18 protein-coding genes and 3 pseudogenes are annotated in these 23,639 nt (G+C 37.1%); 5 read left to right on the forward strand and 16 right to left on the reverse strand.

Translation table 11 applies throughout. From position 1 onward, the window contains the following. Positions 1-15 precede the first annotated feature (15 nt). The 5 genes from NST21_RS15470 to NST21_RS15490 form a co-directional block, all read right to left on the reverse strand. The gene (locus NST21_RS15470) at positions 16-981 is read right to left on the reverse strand and encodes a PDR/VanB family oxidoreductase (protein WP_340890054.1); all 966 of its coding nucleotides are present in this window, start codon (positions 979-981) and stop codon (positions 16-18) included. 5 nt (positions 982-986) lie between these two features. Then, positions 987-1,508 carry a hypothetical protein gene (locus NST21_RS15475; RefSeq protein WP_340890055.1) on the reverse strand — a complete coding sequence of 174 codons (522 nt, stop codon included), beginning with the start codon at positions 1,506-1,508 and terminating at the stop codon, positions 987-989. 13 nt (positions 1,509-1,521) lie between these two features. Then, positions 1,522-2,511, reverse strand: a complete 990-nt coding sequence (locus tag NST21_RS15480) for a heme-dependent oxidative N-demethylase family protein (RefSeq protein WP_340890056.1) — start codon at positions 2,509-2,511, stop codon at positions 1,522-1,524. Between the two features lie 47 nt (positions 2,512-2,558). Beyond that, positions 2,559-3,971 (reverse strand): purine-cytosine permease family protein, encoded by a 1,413-nt coding sequence (locus tag NST21_RS15485; protein WP_340890057.1) that lies wholly within the window; start codon positions 3,969-3,971, stop codon positions 2,559-2,561. Between the two features lie 85 nt (positions 3,972-4,056). Beyond that, complete coding sequence (locus tag NST21_RS15490; RefSeq protein ID WP_141993493.1) at positions 4,057-4,260, reverse strand: hypothetical protein; 204 nt, start codon at positions 4,258-4,260, stop codon at positions 4,057-4,059. A 196-nt stretch (positions 4,261-4,456) separates the two neighbouring features. On the opposite strand from NST21_RS15490, the gene NST21_RS15495 reads away from it, so the two are divergent. Then, entirely contained in the window at positions 4,457-6,289 is a 1,833-nt protein-coding gene (locus NST21_RS15495) for a sigma 54-interacting transcriptional regulator (protein ID WP_340890060.1), read from the forward strand. Positions 6,290-6,540: 251 nt separating this feature from the next. Here the strand turns inward: NST21_RS15495 and NST21_RS15500 are convergent, their stop codons facing one another. From NST21_RS15500 to NST21_RS15510, 3 genes are all read right to left on the reverse strand, one after another. Next, positions 6,541-6,723, reverse strand: coding sequence for an AbrB/MazE/SpoVT family DNA-binding domain-containing protein (locus NST21_RS15500; RefSeq protein WP_340890061.1), 183 nt, complete (start codon positions 6,721-6,723; stop codon positions 6,541-6,543). 150 nt (positions 6,724-6,873) lie between these two features. Next, positions 6,874-8,391 carry a LysM peptidoglycan-binding domain-containing protein gene (locus NST21_RS15505; protein WP_340890063.1) on the reverse strand — a complete coding sequence of 506 codons (1,518 nt, stop codon included), beginning with the start codon at positions 8,389-8,391 and terminating at the stop codon, positions 6,874-6,876. Positions 8,392-9,328: 937 nt separating this feature from the next. Beyond that, positions 9,329-10,717, reverse strand: coding sequence for a M28 family peptidase (locus NST21_RS15510; RefSeq protein WP_057216448.1), 1,389 nt, complete (start codon positions 10,715-10,717; stop codon positions 9,329-9,331). Positions 10,718-10,829: 112 nt separating this feature from the next. Between NST21_RS15510 and NST21_RS15515 the strand changes: the two are divergent. The 3 pseudogenes from NST21_RS15515 to NST21_RS15525 form a co-directional block, all read left to right on the forward strand. Then, positions 10,830-11,261 (forward strand): annotated as a pseudogene (locus tag NST21_RS15515) (dihydrofolate reductase family protein); the annotation flags it as partial. Between the two features lie 274 nt (positions 11,262-11,535). Continuing rightward, a pseudogene (locus tag NST21_RS15520) lies at positions 11,536-12,375 on the forward strand (tyrosine-type recombinase/integrase). Positions 12,376-12,688: 313 nt separating this feature from the next. Then, a pseudogene (locus NST21_RS15525) lies at positions 12,689-12,904 on the forward strand (NAD-dependent epimerase/dehydratase family protein); the annotation flags it as partial. Between the two features lie 26 nt (positions 12,905-12,930). Here the strand turns inward: NST21_RS15525 and NST21_RS15530 are convergent. Beyond that, a complete protein-coding gene (locus tag NST21_RS15530; RefSeq protein WP_340890066.1) occupies positions 12,931-13,170 on the reverse strand; it encodes a helix-turn-helix domain-containing protein in 240 nt (79 codons plus the stop codon). A gap of 818 nt (positions 13,171-13,988) precedes the next feature. Between NST21_RS15530 and NST21_RS15535 the strand changes: the two genes are divergently transcribed. Beyond that, positions 13,989-14,639: a 2OG-Fe(II) oxygenase gene (locus NST21_RS15535; protein ID WP_340890067.1), complete on the forward strand. Its 651-nt coding sequence runs from the start codon at positions 13,989-13,991 to the stop codon at positions 14,637-14,639. Between the two features lie 1,122 nt (positions 14,640-15,761). On the opposite strand, the gene NST21_RS15540 is transcribed toward NST21_RS15535, so the two are convergent. The 7 genes from NST21_RS15540 to NST21_RS15570 all read right to left on the reverse strand — a co-directional run bounded on the left by NST21_RS15540 (position 15,762) and on the right by NST21_RS15570 (position 23,585). Further along, on the reverse strand, positions 15,762-16,331 hold the full coding sequence (locus tag NST21_RS15540) for a hypothetical protein (RefSeq protein ID WP_340890068.1): 570 nt from the start codon (positions 16,329-16,331) through the stop codon (positions 15,762-15,764). A 35-nt stretch (positions 16,332-16,366) separates the two neighbouring features. Then, complete coding sequence (locus NST21_RS15545; RefSeq protein WP_340890069.1) at positions 16,367-16,723, reverse strand: cytochrome P450; 357 nt, start codon at positions 16,721-16,723, stop codon at positions 16,367-16,369. A gap of 536 nt (positions 16,724-17,259) precedes the next feature. Next, positions 17,260-18,810 (reverse strand): class I adenylate-forming enzyme family protein, encoded by a 1,551-nt coding sequence (locus tag NST21_RS15550; protein ID WP_340892574.1) that lies wholly within the window; start codon positions 18,808-18,810, stop codon positions 17,260-17,262. Between the two features lie 487 nt (positions 18,811-19,297). Continuing rightward, complete coding sequence (locus NST21_RS15555) at positions 19,298-20,227, reverse strand: nucleoside hydrolase (RefSeq protein WP_053346272.1); 930 nt, start codon at positions 20,225-20,227, stop codon at positions 19,298-19,300. 23 nt (positions 20,228-20,250) lie between these two features. Then, positions 20,251-21,432, reverse strand: a complete 1,182-nt coding sequence (locus NST21_RS15560) for a NupC/NupG family nucleoside CNT transporter (protein WP_056523552.1) — start codon at positions 21,430-21,432, stop codon at positions 20,251-20,253. Positions 21,433-21,560: 128 nt separating this feature from the next. After that, on the reverse strand, positions 21,561-22,490 hold the full coding sequence (locus tag NST21_RS15565; RefSeq protein ID WP_053346274.1) for a pseudouridine-5'-phosphate glycosidase: 930 nt from the start codon (positions 22,488-22,490) through the stop codon (positions 21,561-21,563). Further along, positions 22,491-23,585, reverse strand: coding sequence for a carbohydrate kinase (locus NST21_RS15570; protein WP_056523632.1), 1,095 nt, complete (start codon positions 23,583-23,585; stop codon positions 22,491-22,493). Between the last annotated feature and the right edge of the window lie 54 nt (positions 23,586-23,639).

Genomic DNA, 23,639 nt, shown 5'->3' on the forward strand with positions numbered 1-23,639 from the left:
CCCTGTACGGAATCGTTAAAGTTTTAAGACAAGTCTGTCGTCCTTTGCACGTGAGCAGCAAGTCAGGATTGACTTGCGTGTTTGACGGTTTTCTTCGCTAAGGAAGTTATCCCGGTGATCCACTTCACCTTCTGCAACATCTATCTCACAACTTCCGCACCCGCCCACTTTACAAGAATAGGGTGCATCAATTCCTTCCCTTAAAAGCGCATCAAGCAGTGTTTCACCTTCATGAACGTGGATGGACCGATCGCTGTCTGTAAGGTCGACAATGAAAGGTTCTTGCGGCCCATCATTTATTGTCGCAAATAATTCGAAGTGGATCGCGTGTTCCGGATAACCATATGAACTGGCAGCTTTTCGATACTCTTGTACCATCTCGAGTGGTCCGCAAAAATATACATGTGTGCCAATGCGATGATCCATCATCGTCTCTGGCAACATTCTGCGTTTGTCTTCTGCCTGCGAAAAATAAAAGGTGCATTGATCAGGATATTTGGCTTTCAGCAGATCATAAAAAGGACATAATTCCGGCGTGCGTGCTGCATAATGGAGTTCGAAGGTTTGCCCTTCGGCAGCCATGTCTTCCATCATTGCCAGAAATGGGGTGATGCCAATTCCAGCTGCATAAAAAGCATGATGCTTAGCTCGAAAGCTGAGAGGGAAGTTATTTTTAGGGAAACTGACTTCCAGCCTGGAATCTACCTTTACATGTTCATGCCAGAAAGCAGAGCCTCCGCGTGACGTCTCATCACGCCGAATGGAAATTGCATATTTTTTTCGGTCCCTTGGGTTGCTGATAAGGGAATATTCTCTCTCGAAAATCGTATCCCCGGCCTGCATGAAAGTGGTCAAATGCGAACCGCCTGTAAATGCAGGCAACGATTTTCCATCAACTGGAATTAACTCGAACTGTTTCACGAATGGAGTTTCTTGAATGATCTTATTTACTTTCATTTGAATATTTCCTACTACCCGCATGATGATCAGCTCCCTACTACTTCTTCTTTTTCGACTGGGATGAATGGGTAACCAATATATCCTTCCCGTACGATTGAATAAAAAGGACCAATTTCAAGACTGGCTCTGCAATGGTCACATTCTGCAATCTCTGCTTCTTCTGCGACTTCCGACACTTCGAAACATTTCATGCAATATACGTAGCGTCGTTTAGGCCCGATAATCACCGTCTGAATCTCATCTTCAGATAGACCAGCTTCTACCCCCAGCGAGAAGACCATAACGGCATTGTTCCATGCAACCGCAATATAAAATTGAGTGCCCATCTTTTGTGACAAGATGACTCTCTTAATCTCCTCTTTATTTTCTATTCCGTTAATGGAAAGACATTCAAAAGGGACTGTACCTGTGATTTCAGAAATGAAACTTTTCGCCTTTTCATATCCGGCTTGATCTGAAATGACGACAAACTTTCTTCGTTCATTCCGAGGAGTAAATTGATTTACGATCGTAACAGATTTATCAAACAATACTGGACTATTGTACAAGGCCCTCTTCCTCCTACTTATTGTTTATTTTTGCTTTTTGTTCTTCATCAATGCGTCTCAAATATTCGACTGATTGCGAAAGAAACGGGGCAATCCCTTTGTATTCAGCCATAGGTTCTGGAATATCCTGCAGTACGCTATACGTCAGATCAAACCACTCCTTGCGTAATGTCAAATCTTCAAGTGGCAGGAACTGTGTGTTCAATACGAACAGAATGGCATTGCTTCGTGGCATGCGATAAAATTTTTGTTCTTCAACACGCAAACGAACCAGCTTTCCTGCATTTTCTGGTGTTATCTCAGAACGCTGCGGCTCCCACACATCCATCGTTTCATAGTTGACATCCCAACGGTTCGCCATCAGGTTCCAGTTGATGCGTGTCCATGGCTTTCCTGGTTCGATGGATAATAAAAACTTACGAACGCGATCTGCCAGTTCATCACCTTTCCGCGATACAAATGGAACAGGTGCATGGATTTCATCAAAGGACATGCCTTTATTCCAGTTAGCCGAGAAGAGTGCGGCGTATGAAACCTGCCCCACTTCCAAATAGAAATTACTATCGCGATGAACCATTAAAACAAAATCATTGTGGAAATGGCGGCCTATATAATCAAGCGGCTCATTTGGAAGTGTTCTGGCATCGCCATACACAAATGAATCGGATTCCCCGAAAATGTGGTTCTTGAAGGTCCAGTTGTCTCCATCTTTAATGACCTCGAAATGCTCCGGATAGCGATCAGTTGCCATGTCGATTAGCATTTCCAATACTTCCCATTGCATTTCTAATGTGTGTGAAAAAGATTGAAACCTTATATGCGGCTGTTCTTGAAGGAGACGACGCTTCGTTTCCACTTGGAGTTTGTATTCTGGTGTAACTTCAATACAGTTAATGTTTGAGAGTCTTTTCAAGTCGTTTGAATAACGATAGTTACCTGAAGTGAATGGAAATGGGAATGTATCTAAATCAGTTGTTTTGAAATCTAAACTTTGTGTAAACATTGAACAATCTCCTCTCGTTCCCTAGATTCTTTAAAGTGCGTTTTTTTCTATTTAGCTTCCTTTAATTCAACGGATGGACGTTCCATGTCAACTTCAAAACGGAAAATGTATTTAGATGAAACATAATAGGTGACTAAAGCGACAAAGTATGTTGGAATTCCGGCAGCCGTATAAAGGAAAAAGTCACTTGCTTCAAAAGTCAATGGATTATAGAGTGCCCAGTAAACGATTGTTCCTATGACCACCGTGAGAACGGCCGACGGGTTAATGCCTTTCCAATAGGTATAAGAGCCTTGCGTGTCATACAAATCCCTTATCGAAATGCGTTGGCGCTTTACAAAAAAGTAATCTGCAACGACAATGCCACCAAGAACAGCCATAATAAAAGAAATGACAGCAATGAATGAACCAAATGCATCGTAGAACGTTGAGCTTAGAAGTAGGAATATAGCCGGTACGGTTGTACCCATCGCAATCATCCATGACTTTTTCGGGAATACAGTTTTAAAGCTGACAGCTTGTGAGTACATCAGGAAAATGGCTGCACCGATATTCCCTACCGAAAGTAAAATCAAGCCAATGAATCCGCCCCAACTTCCTGCAATTGAAAACATCCAGTCAGAAGGATTAAGTGATCCAGCGACTAATGCAGCAAGGGCCCCAACTAAAGCAGCGATACAGACGATGATTCCAAAGCTGTAGAATCCTGCTTTAAATGCGCCTCCTTCTGTTTTAGATAAACGGCTGTATTGGCCAAGGTACGGAAGCCATGAAAAGCCGAGACCGATATTCAATTCCAGGGCTGTCGCGAATGATCGAGAAGTCGTTTCAAACGGTTCAGAAGGAAGTATATTGGCAACTTTCGTGAATCCCTGTCCAAACAAGACTATTGCGAGAAGGCCAAACATGAGAACCATAAAAACCGGAACGGCTACTGCGGTATATTTTTGAATCGCTACCGGTCCCCTCACCGTTACAAGAAATGCACAGATAAAGAGTAAAATCGAGAAAAACGGTGCTCCCGTTGCTTGGCTTGAGAAAATGGCGGGCATCCCCATCCAATTCGCAGCCTCTGCTAACGCCTGGCCGGACATGAAAAGCGCAATGGAAATGTAGCCGAGAGTTAAAATAAGAAAAACAAAGAAAAAGATATTGGATCCTAGATACCCTAGTGAACTTCGAAACCCGACAAAAGTATCTATGCCATACCGCGCAAAATAAAGGGTAATGGGAACAATCAACAGCATAGGGAAGGCGTTACCGAATAAAATCGCTGCAAGTGACTGCTTCGCATCAAGCATTGTACCTGTGTATCCACCAGTTAACAGCCCAAAAGATGAGAGGCCAATAACAACCTGAACTAAAATTAAATCCCGAAGGTTAAAAATCCGGTCACTTTTACTTGCCGGTAAAAAGCCAAAGGCCACATCCTTTGAAATGGAGGAATTCTCTTTACTCACTCGCTTCTCTCCCAACTATAAAATAATGATTGTATCGCTTGGAAATAAGGCTGTATTTATTTTGGGTGAGCTAAACAAAACTACTTTAGAAAAGTGTATAGACCAGGTAAAAGATGATTAAAATCATGAGAAAAATAGAACCTGTCGCATCCTTCCATTTCATTTTGTCGATTTTCACGGCATCTTCCTGCTCATACGCATTGATCCGCTCATTCAAATCTGAATATAGATTTTTAATAAAGGGATCTTCAGAATTGATATTCTGTTGGAACTGATTCTCTTTATTCAAAATAGCTTCTCCCTCCTTTGCAATCATGCATTTTAGTCCCTTCTCTTTACTCTAATGCAATAAACATGCCAATCAGAAAACACCATGCTTACTGGGTTTTCAAAAGGAAGAATATTCATTTTTGAAACTATTGAACAATTGTGAAATTTCTGTAATATAAAAACTAGGAAGTTTAATGAAAGGCAGGTAGACATAAATGGATCACTTCACCTCTGCACTCTTGTCTATTTACGATCAGCTTATTGTGACAGATAAAAATGGCACCATACTGAAATCGACCGGAACAGGGAATTCCTTATTCCAAACAGTCAAATCCGCTAATGTCGGCGGTTCCATCAAAGATGTGGAACAAGATTTATTTTCTACAAGCTTTGCAGAAGAGGTAATGGGCAAAAATGAAAAAAGATCTTTCCTGCAGCCCTCATGGCAGGGTCCAGAGATGCTGATGACGGCGTATCCGATTGAATCTGGGGCATGGGTCTGGGCCTACAAAGAAATTAAAGACTCTTATCCAGATACATCAATGAGGCAATCGGGGCCTTTGTTGGAATCAAAGAAGCCATCTTTTCCATTTGTGATCCGCAGTAAACCCATGCTTGATGTTCTTCATAAAATGCAAATGGTTTGTGATGTCAGCGCAACAGTCCTTTTATTGGGGGAATCCGGTGTAGGAAAGGAAATAGCCGCCAGGGCCATACATAATATGGGTAACAGAAGCGACGGTCCATTTATACCTGTCAATTGCGGCGCCATCCCGGAAAACTTGATTGAAAGCGAACTGTTTGGCTACGTAGAAGGGGCTTTTACCAGCGCACGGAAAGACGGCGCCAAAGGGAAATTCACACTGGCCCATAAGGGTATCTTATTCTTGGATGAAGTGGGCGAGTTACCGCTTAACGTACAGGTAAAACTGCTTCGCGTCCTTCAGGAACGCGTGGTCACACCAATAGGAAGTACGACCTCACACCCTGTTGATATTCAAGTGATTGCCGCAACAAATAAATCGCTCGAAAAAATGGTGAAAAAAGGTGAATTTCGAGAAGACTTATATTATCGTCTTCACGTCGTACCTATCCATCTTCCGCCGCTTAGGAATCGTGTAGATGAAATCCCTCACCTGGTTCAATTTTTTTTACAAAAGTACAATACACTGTACAATCGAAATGTAGCCTTCACCCCGGATGCAATCGACTTGCTATGTATCTATCAATGGCCCGGTAACGTGCGCGAACTTGAAAATACAGTTGAGAGGCTTGTGATTACAAGCGGAATACCGGAAGTGGATGTTGCTTTGGTTAAAGAGGTCCTCCCTTTTAAAGGGCCCAAACCCACTTCACTACCTGTTATCGATTTTCTAATGCCTTTGCAAGAAGCAGTCGAACTTGTGGAGGAACAACTGATCAACATGGCAATGGAACAATACAAATCATTAAAACTAGCGGCAAAGGTATTGGAAGTCAGCCAGCCGACTATGAGTAGGAAATACAAAAAATTACGTAATAAAATTGAAGAGGCACGCTTTTCACCAGTGAATAAACGGGCCATTTTGGAAGAACAAATAAATCAACGGCTTCGTTCCGTTGCCGCTGTAACCGCAGCTATCATTCCAGCTGAAGAGGTTATCAGTCTACAAAAAAATATGAACCGGCAAACTTCCTATTCCCAGAAATTAAAACAAAAGCTTACCATGATTCAAGAAAAGGAAGGCGTAATTGAATGGGTCTTTATATTTATCATGACGGAGGATGGACGTCTGATTCACCTCGTTGCAGACAAAGGCTTTGTAATTGAACCGGGGGAAGAATATATTGGTCCCCCGGAAATGGTTAATGTCGCTTACCAGGCGTTTAATGGTAAAGCGGGTGTTACTCCCATATACGAAGACAGGTACGGTGAGTGGAAAACAAGCTTTGCGCCAATTATTGATGATGACGGCAATATCGTTGCTATTGTCGGATGTGATTACAGTAAAGCCTATTTTAATTCTGAAATGCAACGACTCCGTAAGCAACTCAATATACATGTTTGATTTTAGGACGCAGTCATGTCGGGATTAATTCAAACTGGTTGGATGCTATAGCGAAAAAAGAAAAGCTGATTAAAGGAGCCGTCTTGACCGGGCTTTTGTAGTCAGCTTTTTCGTTATTAACATTAGATATACATTATTAAGGTTATAAAGGAAATTAAGAGAGGTTTTAACAGTTTGTCTGGGTCTGCTCACTGCAGAATCAAGGAGACCGGGATCTTTTACTCCGATTGATTCAGTAGGAGAATAAACTTTTATTGAATGGCATCGATAGCAATAATTTGATTAGTGGAAAGATAGATTATAAAAATGATTTCTTCACCCTTGAACTCAACCTCTAATTCGTCGCCAAAAGCTAAATTTGCAGCTTTCAACATTTCAACTGGAAACGTAATACCCAAGCTATTGGCGACTTTAGTTAATTTCCTAATGGCCATTATTCATTCCTCCTTCAAATTGTTTATACTACTTTTATCTGGAATCTGTTATTTTTGATTACACAAAAAAAGCTTGCAGATTTAGACCCTAAAAAGGACCGTATTCTACAAGCTGAACAGCCTCCATTATCCGAAGGTTTTTCTGTTAAACTATTGATTAAAATGATATACATCCCAAATGTCAGGTGTTTCTGATCCAATGTACCAAGCAGATACACCGCCTAGATGATTTTGTTTTACCAGATCAAGCCGAAGCTTCATCGATTTTTTATCTTCTATCCATATTTGATGCTTTTTCCCTTTGGAAGTATACTCCACGTAATTTTGTGAGGTCTTTTTATCCCATACCTTTTTAAGTCCATGAGATGAAATGATTTTGTTGACCTCAGCCATAGTACGGTCATGACTTTTCACTTTATTGGTCGATAAATCAGTTACCCATTCTCTCGTATAAAATGGTACAGCCAATATTATCTTATGAGCAGGTACTTCTTTCATTAAAAGCTTAGTTCCTTCTTTGATCCAAGGTAACGAGGAAACGGACCCGGCTACTGGGCTCCCTCCCCAATGCTCGTCATAACCCATTATGATTATATAGTCTGCTATTTTGCCAAGTTCTTTCCTATCTAGACTTTTTGACCAAAAAGGGTCATCATTTTCTCGAGTGACATCCACGGATATTTTAATTCCATAAGGTTTTAGTGCCTTTTTTAGTTCGCCTATGAAAAGTACAAAGTCCTTCTTATTTTTTGGATCAATGTTTTCAAAATCTACATTTATTCCATCACTATTAGTTTGAACAAGTGAATCACGTAAAGCTGAAACTAATTTTTGACGTTTTTTTGTACTGCCTAGTATAGAACCAGTTAAAACAGGGTCAAATTTATTACCGATGAGTTGCCATACTTGTTTTCCTTGTTTATGAGCGTATTGAACGTATTTTGTATCGACAGAAACGGAAACGAAATTACCGGAATCCTTCAGCGTATAGGAACGAGGAGATACTACATTTAAATTGGGGTGTTTAAGTTGTTGGGTGTAGTTTTCTTTCGATCCATTATGCTTCCAGCCCATGACGATAAGGCTTTGCTTCTTTTTTTGAAGTAGAGATTTCTTTATCCATCCCTTTTTACCATCAAGCAGTTGAACCTGGTAGTAATAATCGGGAATCTTCAATTTTTGACCAACTTTAAGGGTAACTGTTCGTAAGTTATTTAATTTCGTCAAATCACTTTTGGTTACCTCATATTTAGTAGAAATCTTCCACAATGTATCTCCTGATACAACCTTATGGATCTTATATTTTTGGGGAATCTTCAGGTTTTGGCCAACATTAATTTCGGAAGAGGTTAATTTGTTTTCTTTCTGTAACTCACTTACTGAAACTCCATATTGATTTGCTACTTTCCATAATGTGTTTCCAGTCTTTACTTTATGTATAATAGGCTTCGTAGAATCTCCAACGACCGAAGAAATGATGGGAAACTCCTCGCCTTTTTTTAAGGTCATTAGCATAGTGGAACCTAGTTTAGGAGAACTATAAACCTTTGTAGTGCCCGCTTTAACAGAACCTATGTAAAGTGTATCACTTGATGCTTTACCACTGGTTGGAAAGAGACAAATACAAAGAAGGCAGAACATAATAAGACATCCAAAGAATTTTTTCACTATTATTTTATTCTCCTTAAATTTTGATAAATTTAACTTTACTAGTTTACTATGGAGAATAGTTATAAAATAGAGGTACTTTGTGGAAAAGTTATTTCTTAATCGCCCCTCCTATTTTCTTAATTATTTACCCTATTCAAATAGATGAAAATAGAAAGAAAACTCGCCTAATGACGAGTCTAAAAAGGATGACTATTCTACTGGTGCGGCAACAACTACTATTAGCCGAGGGAGTTCAATAAGAAAAAAGCTGTCTCAAAGATAGCTTCCAGTCAAATCACAAGTTGCCAGCATGCCACATAAACAATACTCATTGTTAGTATGTTATTAGTTTCAATACGTCTAAGGCAACAGTCATCCTAAAATTAAATAGATTGTGAAGAGATATAATTAATAATAAAATTTCCAAAAAGTCCATTAGCTACATATCCTTAATTTTTTGAAACGCTGTTGCTTCTGGAACCTAATCAATTACCAATCCTCCCTAAAAGTTGCTCGTAAACTAATAAATACATCTGCAGAATAAAAGTAATAGAAAAACTTTTAAATGCACTGACTAACCTCCTAAATTTCAAACTCTTTTTTTTACAATCCTGCACCGTTAGTACAAATAAAGAGCATTAACCGTTCTTGGATCAATGCCCCATTTGTTTAAGATTCGAAGTTTCATAATCTATTACTATAAATTGTTCTACACATAATAAAAGCCACTATAGTACTTAGCTCTATTTCTTTGAATTAAATTACTCTTTTAAAATTCGTATTTAAGGTTTTATAAGTAAGCGTCAAATATTCCCCACCTACTACTTGTAAATAGCTCATGAGATAATCTCCTTACATCATACATAAAGAAGAGAGCATCTGTAAACTACACAGCTGCCCTCCTGATTTTCTCCAAGATCCATTATTAATCTCGTAATTCTGTACAATGAAATATTTAATCTACCGGACGGTCATCAAAATCATAGTCTACCGTGCCAGGAGCTACACGTGCATTTGTTAATGCCGGAGTTTCCGGACGGGCAATTTGATACACACTGGCACCGACAATTTCAGCTGCTTGCTGCAATTTTTCTTTCGATATCTTATCCAGTGTATCTGTAGGCTGGTGATACCAAGGCTCTACAGGGGAATGGATAAACAAGGCGGATGGAATGCCAAGCTCATGGAATGGTTGGTGGTCACTCCTGCCCAGCTGTCCATAAGGAATCGCAACATCCATCGTTCTGGCCCCTGCTGAGGAACCCAGGTCCGTCACAAGGTTTTTCATTCCATCAATGGTATACATAATCAAACCACCTGCAGGATTATCCTCGCCAGCATCACGTCCGCCTATCATATCCATTTGGAAGTGAGCCACCATGCGGTCTACATCCTCTTTGGGAAGGGAATCTGCATAGAAGGATGATCCAACGAGCCCTCTTTCCTCAGATCCGAACGTGAGGAAGCGAATTTCAGTGTCAATTGGCGTTTTGGCCAGGATCCTTGCCAGTTCCAGCACAGCTGATACACCCGAAGCATCATCGTTTGCACCAGGGCCGCCCGGGACAGAATCATGATGGGCTCCAACAGTCACGATTTGACCATTATCCTTATTGGCTTTTGGTTTTAGGGAAGCGATGACATTGTAGGATGTCTTTTCGATTCTTTCAGCTTTTCCCACTTCCAGAGTGGACGTGATTTGTTTAGTTTTAAGCTGTTCGACCAACTCTAACCCTTGGGCTTGGGTAATGGCTACAGCAGGTATATTTTGCCCCGCTGATACTTGTCCGAAATTATTTCCTGATGGTGAGTTGTTGTACATTAAAACGCCAACCGCTCCTTTATTTAGGACATTCTGAACCTTTTCAACAAAGGTAATGTCCCCACGTTCAACTAGTGCAATTTTCCCAGATACATTTTCTCCAACTTCCTCTGGCTTTGCTTTTCCAACATTAACAAGTTCGGCCGTTACCTTCCCGCTGATACTGCCGCTAATGGCACGCGGTGTTCCTCCTAAATCACTGTCACCAATTTTCACTTTTACATTTTGCACCGTATCATAGATGGGAAAAGGCTGAACCTTTGTTTCAAAACCAAGACTCTTAAACTGACTTTCTATGTATTTGACTGCACGGAGCTCCCCTTCTGTACCAGCAGCCCTCGGTTGCTCTGATAGATAGGCAATCGTATTATACATATTGTCCGCACTAATTTTTTTGATAACTTTGTTATCAAAAGCTGTGTCAGACTGGGCATTTGTTGCCCCGTTTGTTTGTGCAAATACTGTACCAGTTGATAGAACCATACCCGCAGCTAATAGTACTGTTAGTGATTTTCTATACATATAATCCCTCCTTCTTCATAATATTCCTAATTATGTATTTAACTGAATAGTTTGTAAATGAGTCATTAGTCTTTAAATTCCAACTATCAATCGGTGTCTGACACCCGCTCTCATTGATACTATTTTATATGGAAGAAAAAGCTACGATTTATGGGGACAATTTACTCCAGAAATTGAAGATACTGATACTGAAAAAGAAATTTGGGAATTAGTTCATAGTAAAGAAAAATATGTGTTTTCCAGAACGCAAAAAGGGACTGATAATAAAGCAATATTCATAAATGATAATATTCTTAAAGAAGTAAATAAATTAAAGAATAAGCCTGGTAAAGACATCTGGTTATATGGTGGAGCAAGTCTTATTACAACTTTTATCAATTTAGGGCTTGTTGATGAATTTAGATTATCTGTTCACCCTGTTATTTTGGGAGAAGGAAAACCGTTGTTTATTGATATAAAACAGAGGTTGAATTTAAAAATGGTTAATACAAGAACGTTCTCCTCTGGCGTTGTGCAACTAATCTATCATTTGAATGGGAATTAATAATATTGCACATTCCAAAGATAAAATACAATATAGGTAATACTCGATAGTAATTGTCACTTCTTCAACAATCGGGCGCGATTCTTGAAGAAGGTTCACTTTTATTATAGAACTAACGGGTGCGTTAGCTGAAGATCGGAGCTGTCTTAAGGCAGCCTTTTCTTCTTTAACTAACAGGTGTTATTGTTTAATGAAAAATCTACTAATCTAGTATAATAGTTCTTCTTTTGTCTATACTGTCTATTAATATGGTATAGATTGGAGAGAAACAGGTATGATCTTAACTGATGTATGGGGTTTATATAAGGCAGATAAGCAAATCCAAGGTTATTCTCCACGAACATTAAAGGCCTATTACGTCCAATTTAACTCGTTGGTGAATAGTTTTGGAAATATATCCATTCAAGAACTTTCAACTAATTCTCTTATTGTTTATCTGGGAAAAGCAGCTGAAAAGCTTAAGCCATCCAGTCTGGGTCACAGAATTCGATTTATTAAATCTTTATTTAGATGGGCCCAGGATGAAAATTTAATTAATGGAAATCCTGCCTCCAAAATCAAGGAACCAAAATTAGAATTAAGGGTTCCAAAATACTTGTCTGAAGAGGAAATTGAACATTTGCGGGAAGCTTGTCATACAACATTCGAAAATGCTTTATTTGAGTTTATGTATTCAACAGGATGCAGAATTGGTGAAGCCATAACTCTAGATAGGGCCTCAATCAATTTCTCTAATCAATCAGCAATCGTATTAGGTAAAGGACATAAAGAACGAGAAGTATATTTCAATACTCGTTGTGAAATATGGTTGAAGCGATATTTAAATGAGCGAAAAGATCATGAGGAAGCACTATTTGTGACAACACGTGCACCCCATCGAATGAGTATTTCTCAAGCGAGAAACATTATAAAACTGGTAGCAAAGAGAACGGACATTAAAAAGAGCATTCATCCCCACTAGCTTAGACATAGTTACGCCACAAATTTATTGAATAATGGAGCGCCTCTAGAAGTGATTCAAAATTTAATGGGTCATGAAAAAAGTGAAACCACAAAAATTTATGCATATCTAAGTGGTGCAATGCGGAGAGACTTGTATAGAAAGTATTTTTAAGGGACCAAGGGTCCTTTTTATTTTGTTCTTAATAAACTATCGGGGCAGTTTAGTTGAAGAATAGTTTTCTTACACATCAACAATCAGGCCATATTCTTGAATAAGAAGAAAAAAGGAGATCATCGGAGTTTTTGTATCTGTTATATCTTTCGAATATTAGATAGGGTAGTCTGTTTAATCTTGAACAATTGGACGCCTTCCTTTAATAAAAGGGAATAAATTTTTTATACTCTCCGTATCTTTTTAAGAAGGAAAACCGTTATGTAAAATGAAAGGTATTTTTACACTCTATTAAAGTGAATGGGGGAAAACTATGAAGGTCCTTATATTAGGAGGTACTCGTTTTTTAGGGAAAGCTTTGGTAAAAGAAGCATTGAAAAGAGGTCACGAAATTACATTATTTAATCGCGGTACCAATAAAGAGATGTTTCCTGAGGTTGAGCAGCTAATTGGTGATAGAGACGGTGATGTTTCACTTCTAGAAAACCGGAAATGGGATGTTGTAATGGATACCTGCGGATTTGCTCCGCTTTTAGATCCTAATTTTCGCCAGAATTATTTAGCAGGAATAGCTATTCCTAATTTTTCTATCTTTCGATATAAGGTTCTAACACTAAGCCCTAAATCTTTAGCTGCTTGCATCTTCCCTACATAATCATAACCATATTGAGCTAGCTTTTGCATAATAACATCTTTTTCTGATTCCTTTAAAACAGCTTGTTCTCTTTTAATAGGTTGAATATTTGCATTTAAATCACATAAAAAATCAGGCAATGATGATGTAGTTAATGGCATCCAGTAAAGCTTGTTTGCCTGCTATTGCAGCATCCATTGTATGACTTAGTTCTGTCGTACGATCTGCAGCATACGTTGTCATTAATGTAACAAAAATAGCTGTACCGATTGCACCTGCTACTTGTTGTACCGTACTGTATACTGATATTATTCAAGTTTGCTGCGTCTTAAATACAATAAATTCAACAAAATAATGCCTTAGAGAATTAGAGTTCCTCACCACTTGGCCGGATTACACAAACAAAAATAATAGATAATATTCGGAAAGCAATTTAGAGTTATTACAAGGTTTTTTTCTTAACCAACTCTCCTTAAAAAACAAAGGATTTATGAGATTATTTACGAAACAATGGATTTCGAGATGTGGAGTCCATTATGCTAGTCTACTTTGCCCGGCTGTTAATCCGGCCTCTGAAGTTGGATATTCCTTTATTATCAATGTGCGAAAATGAAGTTTAGCTTCCACATACATATATTCGTTACGATTTTCTGTTGTCTTGACAAATTCCGAAGGTCTAAAGGTGATTTTCTCTAATTTCATGAGGTTCAAAATCCTCTTTGTAATAAAGCACACACAAATTCGTAAACATCGCACGAACCCGTACGTCCTCCCCTGGATACTGATATCATAGAATCTATTAAAAAAAGGTCAACCAGTAATTTTTTACTGGTCGACCTTATAATACGACGCACCCGTTAGTTGAATAAGAAACAGTTATATAAGGAGGTTCATGATATAATTATCATAGATAATCTCTTACAGAAACAAAACAAATTAATCATTCTGAAAATTAAATCTTTTAAGGAGTCGATGAAAGTTGACAATTGATAGTAAAAAATCAATTAGTAAAGAACAAACTATTTTTAATCATATTGGAAATAAAATCAAAACAGAAGATAGAGAAATTAATATAATTGCTAGATTAGAAGAACCACTAATAGTAATTTTAGGAAATGTTTTGAGTGACGAAGAATGTGACGAACTAATTAGATTGTCAAAAGACAAAATGCATCGTTCTAAAATTGGAGTTACACACGAAGTAAATGAGATAAGAACAAGTAGTAGTATGTATTTTCAAGATAATGAAAATGACATCATTACCAAAATTGAAAAAAGAGTATCATCTATTATGAATATACCAATTGAACATGGGGATGGTATTCAAATTCTTAAATATACTCCTGGTCAAGAGTATAAAGCTCATTTTGATTTTTTTACATCTTCAAGTAAAGCAACAAAAAATAATAGAATTAGCACAATCATCATGTACTTAAATGATGTGGAGCATGGAGGAGAAACTTTTTTTCCTAAACTAAATCTTTCAGTATCCCCACGAAAAGGAATGGCGGTGTATTTCGAATATTTCTATACCGATAAAAACGTAAACGAACTAACATTACATGGTGGAGCGCCAGTTATAACTGGCGAAAAATGGGTTGCAACACAATGGATGAGAAGACAAAAATAGTATATTTTTTACCTGTATTCTTTCGTTCCAAGACAGACACATCCTTACAAAAATCATTGTAAGGACTAACTAAAATGTGTCCATGAAACAATATTAACTCCAAGTTTGTTGGGTATACACGAAACGATGGAAGGAAAGCCATAACCTACGGCGTGTCCTAGAGAAGTAAGTAAAGGTAACTCTTTACCATCAATATTTTCATTGAACGAAATTACATAACACTAGTTTCCTACACCATGTTTATTAGTAACTTGGAGATTTCAATATGGTTTGAATTAGGTTTTGAAATTTCAATCATAAATTCTTCACAAAGCGTTTCTTTGAAATTATGGTTAAGTCAAAACAGCTCAATCGAGAAGTAATGCGACTATACATCTAGATAACTGGGCTTATATCTAAAAACCACAACCAACTTCTAGGGCGGCTGGTTGTAGTCTTCAGTTTCTTTGTTATCCCCAGCTAGAACTGACTCTTTACTTTATAGAGTTTCTTACATTACGTAAGAATTCTATATGTTGATCAATAATACTCGAGCGAAGTAACTGGCTCTCTTTTAATAAACGAATAAAAGTTCTTCTGCTGCGGATTCTTCTGTTTCTCATAAATAACACTCCTTTCATCTTTTCTTTATTTTATTAATGCTTGTCTTTACTTGTAACGGCTAGTCCCTCTAGATGAAAAAAAAGTTAATGATCTAGTTAATATTCCCTTACTTGTCCAACATCCATTTCTTTTAAATAGGACAAAACAACGAAAACACCTGTGAAGCCATCCCTAAGTCATGTGTTTCCAGCTGGATGATTCCCATACCGGGTGAATAGATCAAGAACATTTTCCATACCTACTTTTAGTACCAAGAAAACAGTAACCGAGGTTTCATTTCTTATTGGTGCCGACCTTTATGGGTATGAAGATGGATATACCAGCATTAATAACTATATTGTGGATTACATTCAAAAGGGCTACAGAAGTCGTTAAGGCATTCTAGAGCGGAAGAGATTCCTATTCTGGGATTCTGTCTTGGAGGCTCAATGGCTGTCATCTATGCTTCATTTGCTAATGAACCGATAAAAAATCTTATGCTGTCAGCAGCACAATTTGATTGGGTCATTCCCCCCATCGTCAATCGAACCAACGCAACACAGGGCTTTTGAGATCCATGGTGAATAGGCCGTAATCAATGACAACCATTTCATTATCCTCGGAAAATGCGACATTATCTACCCGCAAATCTATTGGAATAATGCCGTATCTTAGGAATTTTAATTCCAACTCAATTAGTTTCGTATATTCCATGATTGCAAGTGGCACTTTTGTGCCCATCTTCTTCATAATAATCCAGCCAGACCCAAACTCCTTAACCGGACATAGGTACTTTTGGGCTTCCTCATTGCAGTTATTATAAATGTATGCTTCATTTGCGTTGCCTATTAATCCTACTTCACACAGTGCAATTTTTAAGATATAGCCATTATTGAGATCATAGACAATTCTGTTATAACCATATCCAATCATTTTATACTTGAATTTTAGAGCTTTTTTAGCAGTAACCATTTTTTGTTTTGCCGTTTTAAAAAATTGGTATTTTCCCATTTTAGATATCCAGGATTCAATGGATTTTATCTCTTCACGGGACAACATAGAACTTTCATTAGACTGTATTCTTTCATTACCATTGTTAATTGGGCACATCCCCTAAACGTCTCCTTTTTTTAAAAAATTTGTAACTATAGAATGATATTCCTAGGGATATTGAAAAACATATACTTTGAAGAGTCACTAAGTAAAAGATTGTATTCTAGCTGTTCATATTGGAACGTTGAGAAATTATTTATTTTGCTACTGGTTGATAGCCGACCGAATTCATTTCTTTTTCCTACGATCATGCGCAATCCTCGCTTTGGCCTGAGGGTAATAGATGGATGGGGCTTTACTTCATGATGATTCGAAGCTACCCTTAGCTTGTACCGCTTTGCAATAGTCGCAAGCACAAGCACTCCTTCCATCAATGCAAAATGATTACCAATACAATCTCTCGGACCTCCGCCAAATGAAAAGTAGGCATATATCCGGATGGTTTTCACAAAATTTTTTTCAATCGTTCAAGCTTAAAAGACTATATATTATAGAAATACTCGGGCTTTCGGTGCATTACATACTGCTTACCAGGAACACATTCCTTTTTTTAATTGATACTTATTTATCTCCACCTCCTCTTCCACTTCACATCCAGTGACAAAGACAGGAGGAAAAAAAGCATCGATTCCTAGATAATTTTTTGAGTATAGGTAAATTTCATGAAATCCCCAGGCGAAGAAGGGCCGTAATATCGATCATATCCTGCCTTCTATACATGATATGACTTTTATATAAAATGGCTTGTACTGTAGGTGAGAAAAACTAGAGTTATTGACTAAAAAAATTCAACACTATAGCTTTTTTTAATAGGTGTTTATAAACTTATTTAACAGAATACTCCCCTTATCCTCTAAAACAGCCTTTTACTCACAAGGAGCAAAGGCTGTTATTTTAAACCTATTAGCGATAGTCTATTTAATAAAAAAAAGCAACTGCCTAATCAACGCAGTTGCTTTTCATCTTGTTTCGGTAATAGAAAAAATTAATTAATATGAAAGATTCCATTTCTATCGTTTGCAAAGGAATCCCGCAATGTTGTTTTTAATATTTTCCCCGATGGGTTTCGTGGGAGTTCATGTACAAAGTCTACTGATTTTGGTTTCTTATAGCCGGCTAATTTTCCTTCGCAGTAACCAATGATATCTTCTACTATGAGATTAGCCCCTTCCCTTTGTACAACAATGGCTTTAACCGATTCCCCCCACACGGCATCAGGTACACCAATCACCGCAACATCGAGAATCCCGGGATGTGAATAAAGGACTTCCTCAATTTCACGCGGATAAATATTAACGCCGCCGCTGATCAGCATGTCTTTCTTTCGGTCCACAATATAGTAAAATCCATCCTCATCCTGTAGCGCCATATCTCCCACTGTAAAAAAACCATGATAAAACGAAGCGGCGTCAGCATCCGGATTTTTATAATAACCGTCTAAGTTGTACGGTGATTTAAAATATAGCTCCCCTACTTCACCGTTCGAAATCGGGTTCTTCTCGTCATCCAAAATTAAACATTCCACAAGAGGGAAAGGATGTCCCACTGAACGTTCCTTCCGGCGAATGTCACCTGGTTTAATGTTCAGTGTAATCGCACTTTCAGTCGAACCGTAAAATTCGTTCAAATCGGCATTTTTGAAAAAGTCCAGAATATCCAGTTTTGTTTGTGTCGGCAGCGGCGAGCCTGCTGAAACCAACACACGCATAGAGGAGATGTCATGCTTTGCTTTTATTTCTTCCTTCGTGTTGATCAAGAAATTGTACATCGTTGGTGCAAGGAACGTGTTTGTTATCTGGTATCGCTCAATGTCTTCAAGCACTTGTTCTGCATTAAATGATTCATGAATGACAAGGGTGCCACCCACGAGCAGCTGCATGACAAGAAAAATCCAAGGGGCTGCATGATAAATTGGCCCTGCAACAAGGTGAATATCTGATTCGCCAATCTTGTATTCATAAGCTGCCGCCATTCCTGTCAGTATTCGGGACCGATGGGAAATGACCACTCCTTTTGGCTTTCCGGTCGTACCGGAAGTGTAGCCCAAATAGAAAGTATCTTTCTCATGAACCTCAATGTTCGGCTCCGCATCACAGCCTGAAGCAAGAAAATCTACATACCCTTCCATAATTTCATTGGACGCACCGCCCACTACCAGTACGGTGTCTAATTGAGAGTTTCTTGGGAGCAACTCTTGTGCAATACCTTCATATTCTTCTGAAATAATGAATCCCCGGCTTTCAGAGTTTCTTAGTATATATTCTACTTCCTGTCCAACCAGGCGATAGTTTATCGGTACAATGATGACTCCGATTTTGGAGAGCCCGGCAATGATCTCGACATAAGCAGCATGGTTCTTTAGCATGACAGCTACTTTATCGCCTTTTTGAAAGCCACGATCCAAGAAAGCGTTTCCAATTTTGTTCGCGCGAATGTTTAACTCTTCATATGTCTTGATCGTATTTTGAAAAATAACAGCCGGCTTATTTTTGTACTTACTTGCATTTTGCTTTATAACTGTACCAAATGTCAGCATACTCTTCACCAGTCCTCTCTTAAATAAATATAATTTTAAGAAAATTATATCATTTTTAAACAAGATGGTAAAAAAATATTTTTTTGGTAAAAATTAATTTTACCTCATATATATTATCGAGCATCTAATGCCAACCATTATTTACTGAGACCTTGCTTTAATTTAAAAACAGATAAAAAAAGCCTAATTTATAGGCTTTTCTACTGGATAATTGTCTACTTCTTCTTTTGAATATTAATTTCTTATTATTTCAAAACAATTTTAGCTGCTCATACTTTACTTTGAGTTGTTTTTGTTCCTTATGAATTTTTTTCAATGATGTTACTGGTACAATTTCATTTGCAAAGACTATCTGTTGAGGCTTGGGTGTATTTCTAAGATAGTTCTACCCGGCATAGTCACCGGGGTTTTTCTTTTGACTCTTATAATCTATCTAGGATTTTATCATGAGATACTTCCGTTAATGTTTCAAGGACAACACTCAAATCTAGTATTTTTTAAGTGCTTCAATCATTAGCTTCCAAAAACCTTCTACATCAAGTTCTAATCCAAACTTAGCATTAACTTTTCTACCAGTGACCCCATGTAGATCAATTAACGTTGTTCCTGCAGTAAACTCTCCTTTAGTTTCCACTGTAATATTTACATCTTTCGTCTTAAACAATTCTGGTGCAACACAATATGCCACAGTTAATACATCGTGTACTGGTGCCCCATCAAAGTCGAACATCTCCTTATATGTTGATGCAAAAAACACTAATAATTCACCAACTATTTTAGCAACATTGTTATCAATTTTATTCACTTGATCGATAACTTCTCGTGTTGCTATGGCTTGATGTGTTATATCTAATCCCATAACTACTATTGGAATACCACTATCAAATACTTTTTTTGCAGCTTCTGGATCAACCCAAATATTAAATTCAGCAGTTGGAGTCCAGTTACCAAATGTTCCACCACCCATAAGAACAATTTCTTCAATATTGTCCTTAATTTCTGGTGCTTTTGATAAAGCTAAAGCAATATTTGTTAATGGTCCTGTTGGAAGAATTGTAACAGGCTCTTTTGACTCTTTTAACAGTCTTATGATTGTGTCAGCTCCATGCTCCTCACTCCAGCTACGAGAAGGTTCGGGCAATTCTGGACCATCCAGACCTGAATCTCCATGAATACCAGGTGCAGTTTCTCGTAATCGAATCAATGGCTCGCTTGCCCCTTTTGAAACAACAACATCCGTTAGTGAAACTAAATCACAAATTTTTAATGCATTCATAGTTGTTTTTTCAATTTCAGCATTCCCGGAAACTGTTGTAATCCCTAAAATCTCCAATTCTAGTTGTGCAGCAGCTAAAATAATTGCAATTGCGTCATCATGTCCTGGATCACAATCCATAATAATTCTTCTTTTAATCATCATATTTCACCTCTATATAAAAATTACATGACAATACCCATAATTGTGGCTGAAATTACAGATGCTAATGTCGCACCTAACAATAATTTCAATGAAAATTTTGCAACATAACTCCCTTGTTTTTCACTGATTGATTTGATTGAACCTGAAACAATACCCACAGTTCCAAAATTTGCAAAACTAACTAAATAAACTGAAACAATAGCAACTGTTTTATCGGAAAGATGGTTTGAAATCTCACCAAAATTCAACATTGCAACAAATTCATTTGTAACTAGTTTTGTCGCCATTATTCCACCTGCTTGTACAGCTTCTGCCCAAGGAACACCTATTAAAAAAGCAATTGGTGCAAAAATATAACCAATAACCGTTTGGAAAGAAACATGAAATACACCTAGAAAAATCACATTGATCAATTCCATCAAGGAAATAAACCCTAATAGCATAGCAGCAACGATAATAACAATTTTAAATCCATCCATTACACTTTCTCCAACCATTTGGAAGAAAGGAACTCTTTCATTTTCTTCAATTTGAATTAGATCCTCATTATCGTCTAAATCATATGGGTTAATAATATTAGCAACTATGAGTGCACTAAAAATATTCAATACAACAGCAGTTACAACATATTTTGGCTCTAACATTGTCATATAAGCCCCAACCATCGCCATACTTACTGCACTCATTGCTGATGTACAAATTGTGTAAAGTCTTTTTGGAGATAAGAGTGGTATTTGCTTGATAATGGTTAAGAACACTTCTGGTTGTCCCAGCGCAGCTGTAGATACAGCAAAATAGCTTTCTAGTTTACCCATTCCTGTTATTTTACTTAAAACTAAACCGATATATTTGATTACGAATGGTAATACTTTTATATAATTAAGTATTCCTATTAAAACTGACATAAAAACCAGAGGTAATAACGCTACAAAGAAAAACGTTATTGCACCTTCATTCACCATTCCACCGAATACAAATTGAATTCCTGAATCAGCAATCGCCATTAATTTTTCAAAAAACACTCCTATTTTGGTAATCGCAATTAGACCTATACTAGTATTCATCATGAAGTAAACTAAAATGATTTGCACAACTAACATAATCAGAATACGTTTATATCGTATTTGTTTTCTATTGTTACTTACTAAAAAAGCAACAACAAAAACAAGTAAAATTCCTGTTATTAAGAAGATAAAATTCATTTTCAGGCTCTCCTTTTAAATGGAAACGTTTACATTCGTTTTAAAAAACAACTTCTATAAAGTCTAGTTGTTAACAATAATCTGAGACATTTAACTTTATAGAAGTTGAGTTTATGCTAATTACGAACTCAGTTTAGTATTAGTTTAGTTTTGTTGTTGAAACTAACTGCTATTTCGGCTCCTACTTTAGCATTATGTTTTACTAATTCTATATTGGCATCAAGGCTTTTACCGCCAGTTAATTCTTTTATTTTTCCGAGCAGGAATGGTGTACTATCCTTACCAATAATATGATTTTCTTCAGCTTGCTTAATTGCTTGACCGATAATTTCATTGATATAATCTTCATCCATAGCAAATCTTTCAGGAATAGGATTAGCGATAACTGCTCCACCATTAAGATTTAATTCCCATTTCGTTTTTAATGTTTCAGCAATTTCATCGATTGAATCAGTGGAGAAGTTTAATAGATATTCACTATTTCTTGTGTAGAATGCTGGTAGGCACTCCGTTTCATATCCAATTACAGGCACCCCTTTTGTTTCAAGGTATTCTAGTGTAAGTGATAAATCTAGGATTGATTTAGCACCAGCACAAATTACGGCTACATTAGTTTGGGCTAATTCTTCAAGGTCAGCTGAGATATCCATAGTAGTTTCTGCACCTTTATGAACCCCACCAATACCACCTGTTACAAAGATTTTGATTTCTGCCAAATCAGCGCAAATCATCGTTGTAGCAACAGTCGTTGCTCCTAGTTGTTTTGTAGCAATAATTTGAGCTAAATCACGTCTTGATACTTTAGCAACATCTGAACTTTTACCAAATAATTCTAATTCATCTTCTGTTAAACCAATTTTAATTTTTCCATCAATGATAGCAATTGTCGCTGGAACAGCACCGTTATCACGAACAATTTGTTCAACTTCACGAGCCATTTTGACATTTTGAGGATAAGGCATACCATGTGAAATAATAGTAGATTCTAATGCAACGATTGCTTTTCCTTCCTCTTTTGCTTGTTGTACCTCTGCAGATAATTCAATATATTTTTTCATTTAAATTGCCTCCATATCTAACATTAATTGTTTTTTTGATAATTCTTGTCTAACTGTATACTTCGACATAATTGTTTTATGGGAATTGACCAAGCCAGCTTTTATGATGTAATCAATTTCTTTTTTTTGTAACCAGGAATAAATAACGCCTGAACAAAATGAATCTCCAGCACCTGTAACATCAACAACAATTGGTGTTTCTATGGCAGGAAAATAATGAATCTCACCATTTTCACTACCTGTCATTACACCTTTTGAACCATTCGTTACAATAACATTTTTGACTCCTAAATCTAACCACTCTTTAACTGAATTTCCCCAATCTTCTTCATCATTGATTTTAATATTCATAAAAGTTTCTGTTTCATCTTTATTTACGATGAGCCAACTAACTGCATTCAAAGTTTTTGGAAGTCTATTCATTTTGGGAGACGAAACAGGAATAATGACTAATGGAATATTATGTTTAGATGTGAAAAAACAAAGAAAATCAATTGTTTCACTTGGACAATTTAAATCCACTACGATACATTTAGCTCTTCTAAGAATATTACTGTTTTTAATCAACAACTCAGGTGTAATATTCTCAAAAACGTCCATGTCTGCTAATGCAATTGATAAATCCCCATTCATATCTAAAACTGCTGTATAAGATCCTGTTGTCAAATTTTCATTTTGAGAGACATGTTCTAAATTCATAAAAGGTGACGATAAATCATAAATCTCTTTCCACTCTGAATCGAGACCACTTGCTGAAATTAATGTAACATCCTCACCTAATCTACCTAAATTTTCAGCAATATTTCTTGCTACTCCTCCAACCGATCTAGAGGACCTTACTGGATTAGATGTTTCATTAGTAATTTTATATTTTGTATAAAATTTCTTATCTACGTTAGCACCTCCTATGCAAACAATAGGAGCTATTTCATTTAAAACATAAGCCTTGCCAAAGACATACTCTTTCTTGATTAATCCAGAAATAATATTAGCAATAGACGACTTTGATATACCCACAATTTCCGATAACTCCTGTTGAGAAATAAAGGGATTTTCTCGAATCATATCTAAAATCAACTCTTCTTTTTCATTAATATCATTAGCCATTTTTACACCTCACTTCTTTAAACAAATGTTTATTCCATGAAC

It is taken from the genome of Peribacillus sp. FSL K6-1552 (genome assembly GCF_038005205.1).
GTDB lineage: Bacteria > Bacillota > Bacilli > Bacillales > DSM-1321 > Peribacillus > Peribacillus butanolivorans.

What these genes read in the sequence shown, in the direction of transcription:
- NST21_RS15565 (WP_053346274.1), bottom strand. Translation starts at nt 22,490, where the DNA reads ATGAAAAAATATATTGAATTATCTGCAGAGGTACAACAAGCAAAAGAG.
- NST21_RS15500 (WP_340890061.1), bottom strand. Translation starts at nt 6,723, where the DNA reads ATGGCCATTAGGAAATTAACTAAAGTCGCCAATAGCTTGGGTATTACG.
- NST21_RS15550 (WP_340892574.1), bottom strand. Translation starts at nt 18,810, where the DNA reads ATGCTGACATTTGGTACAGTTATAAAGCAAAATGCAAGTAAGTACAAA.
- NST21_RS15480 (WP_340890056.1), bottom strand. Translation starts at nt 2,511, where the DNA reads ATGTTTACACAAAGTTTAGATTTCAAAACAACTGATTTAGATACATTC.
- NST21_RS15530 (WP_340890066.1), bottom strand. Translation starts at nt 13,170, where the DNA reads ATGCCATTAACTACATCATCATTGCCTGATTTTTTATGTGATTTAAAT.
- NST21_RS15555 (WP_053346272.1), bottom strand. Translation starts at nt 20,227, where the DNA reads ATGATTAAAAGAAGAATTATTATGGATTGTGATCCAGGACATGATGAC.
- NST21_RS15560 (WP_056523552.1), bottom strand. Translation starts at nt 21,432, where the DNA reads ATGAATTTTATCTTCTTAATAACAGGAATTTTACTTGTTTTTGTTGTT.
- NST21_RS15495 (WP_340890060.1), top strand. Translation starts at nt 4,457, where the DNA reads ATGGATCACTTCACCTCTGCACTCTTGTCTATTTACGATCAGCTTATT.
- NST21_RS15540 (WP_340890068.1), bottom strand. Translation starts at nt 16,331, where the DNA reads ATGTGCCCAATTAACAATGGTAATGAAAGAATACAGTCTAATGAAAGT.
- NST21_RS15470 (WP_340890054.1), bottom strand. Translation starts at nt 981, where the DNA reads ATGCGGGTAGTAGGAAATATTCAAATGAAAGTAAATAAGATCATTCAA.
- NST21_RS15510 (WP_057216448.1), bottom strand. Translation starts at nt 10,717, where the DNA reads ATGTATAGAAAATCACTAACAGTACTATTAGCTGCGGGTATGGTTCTA.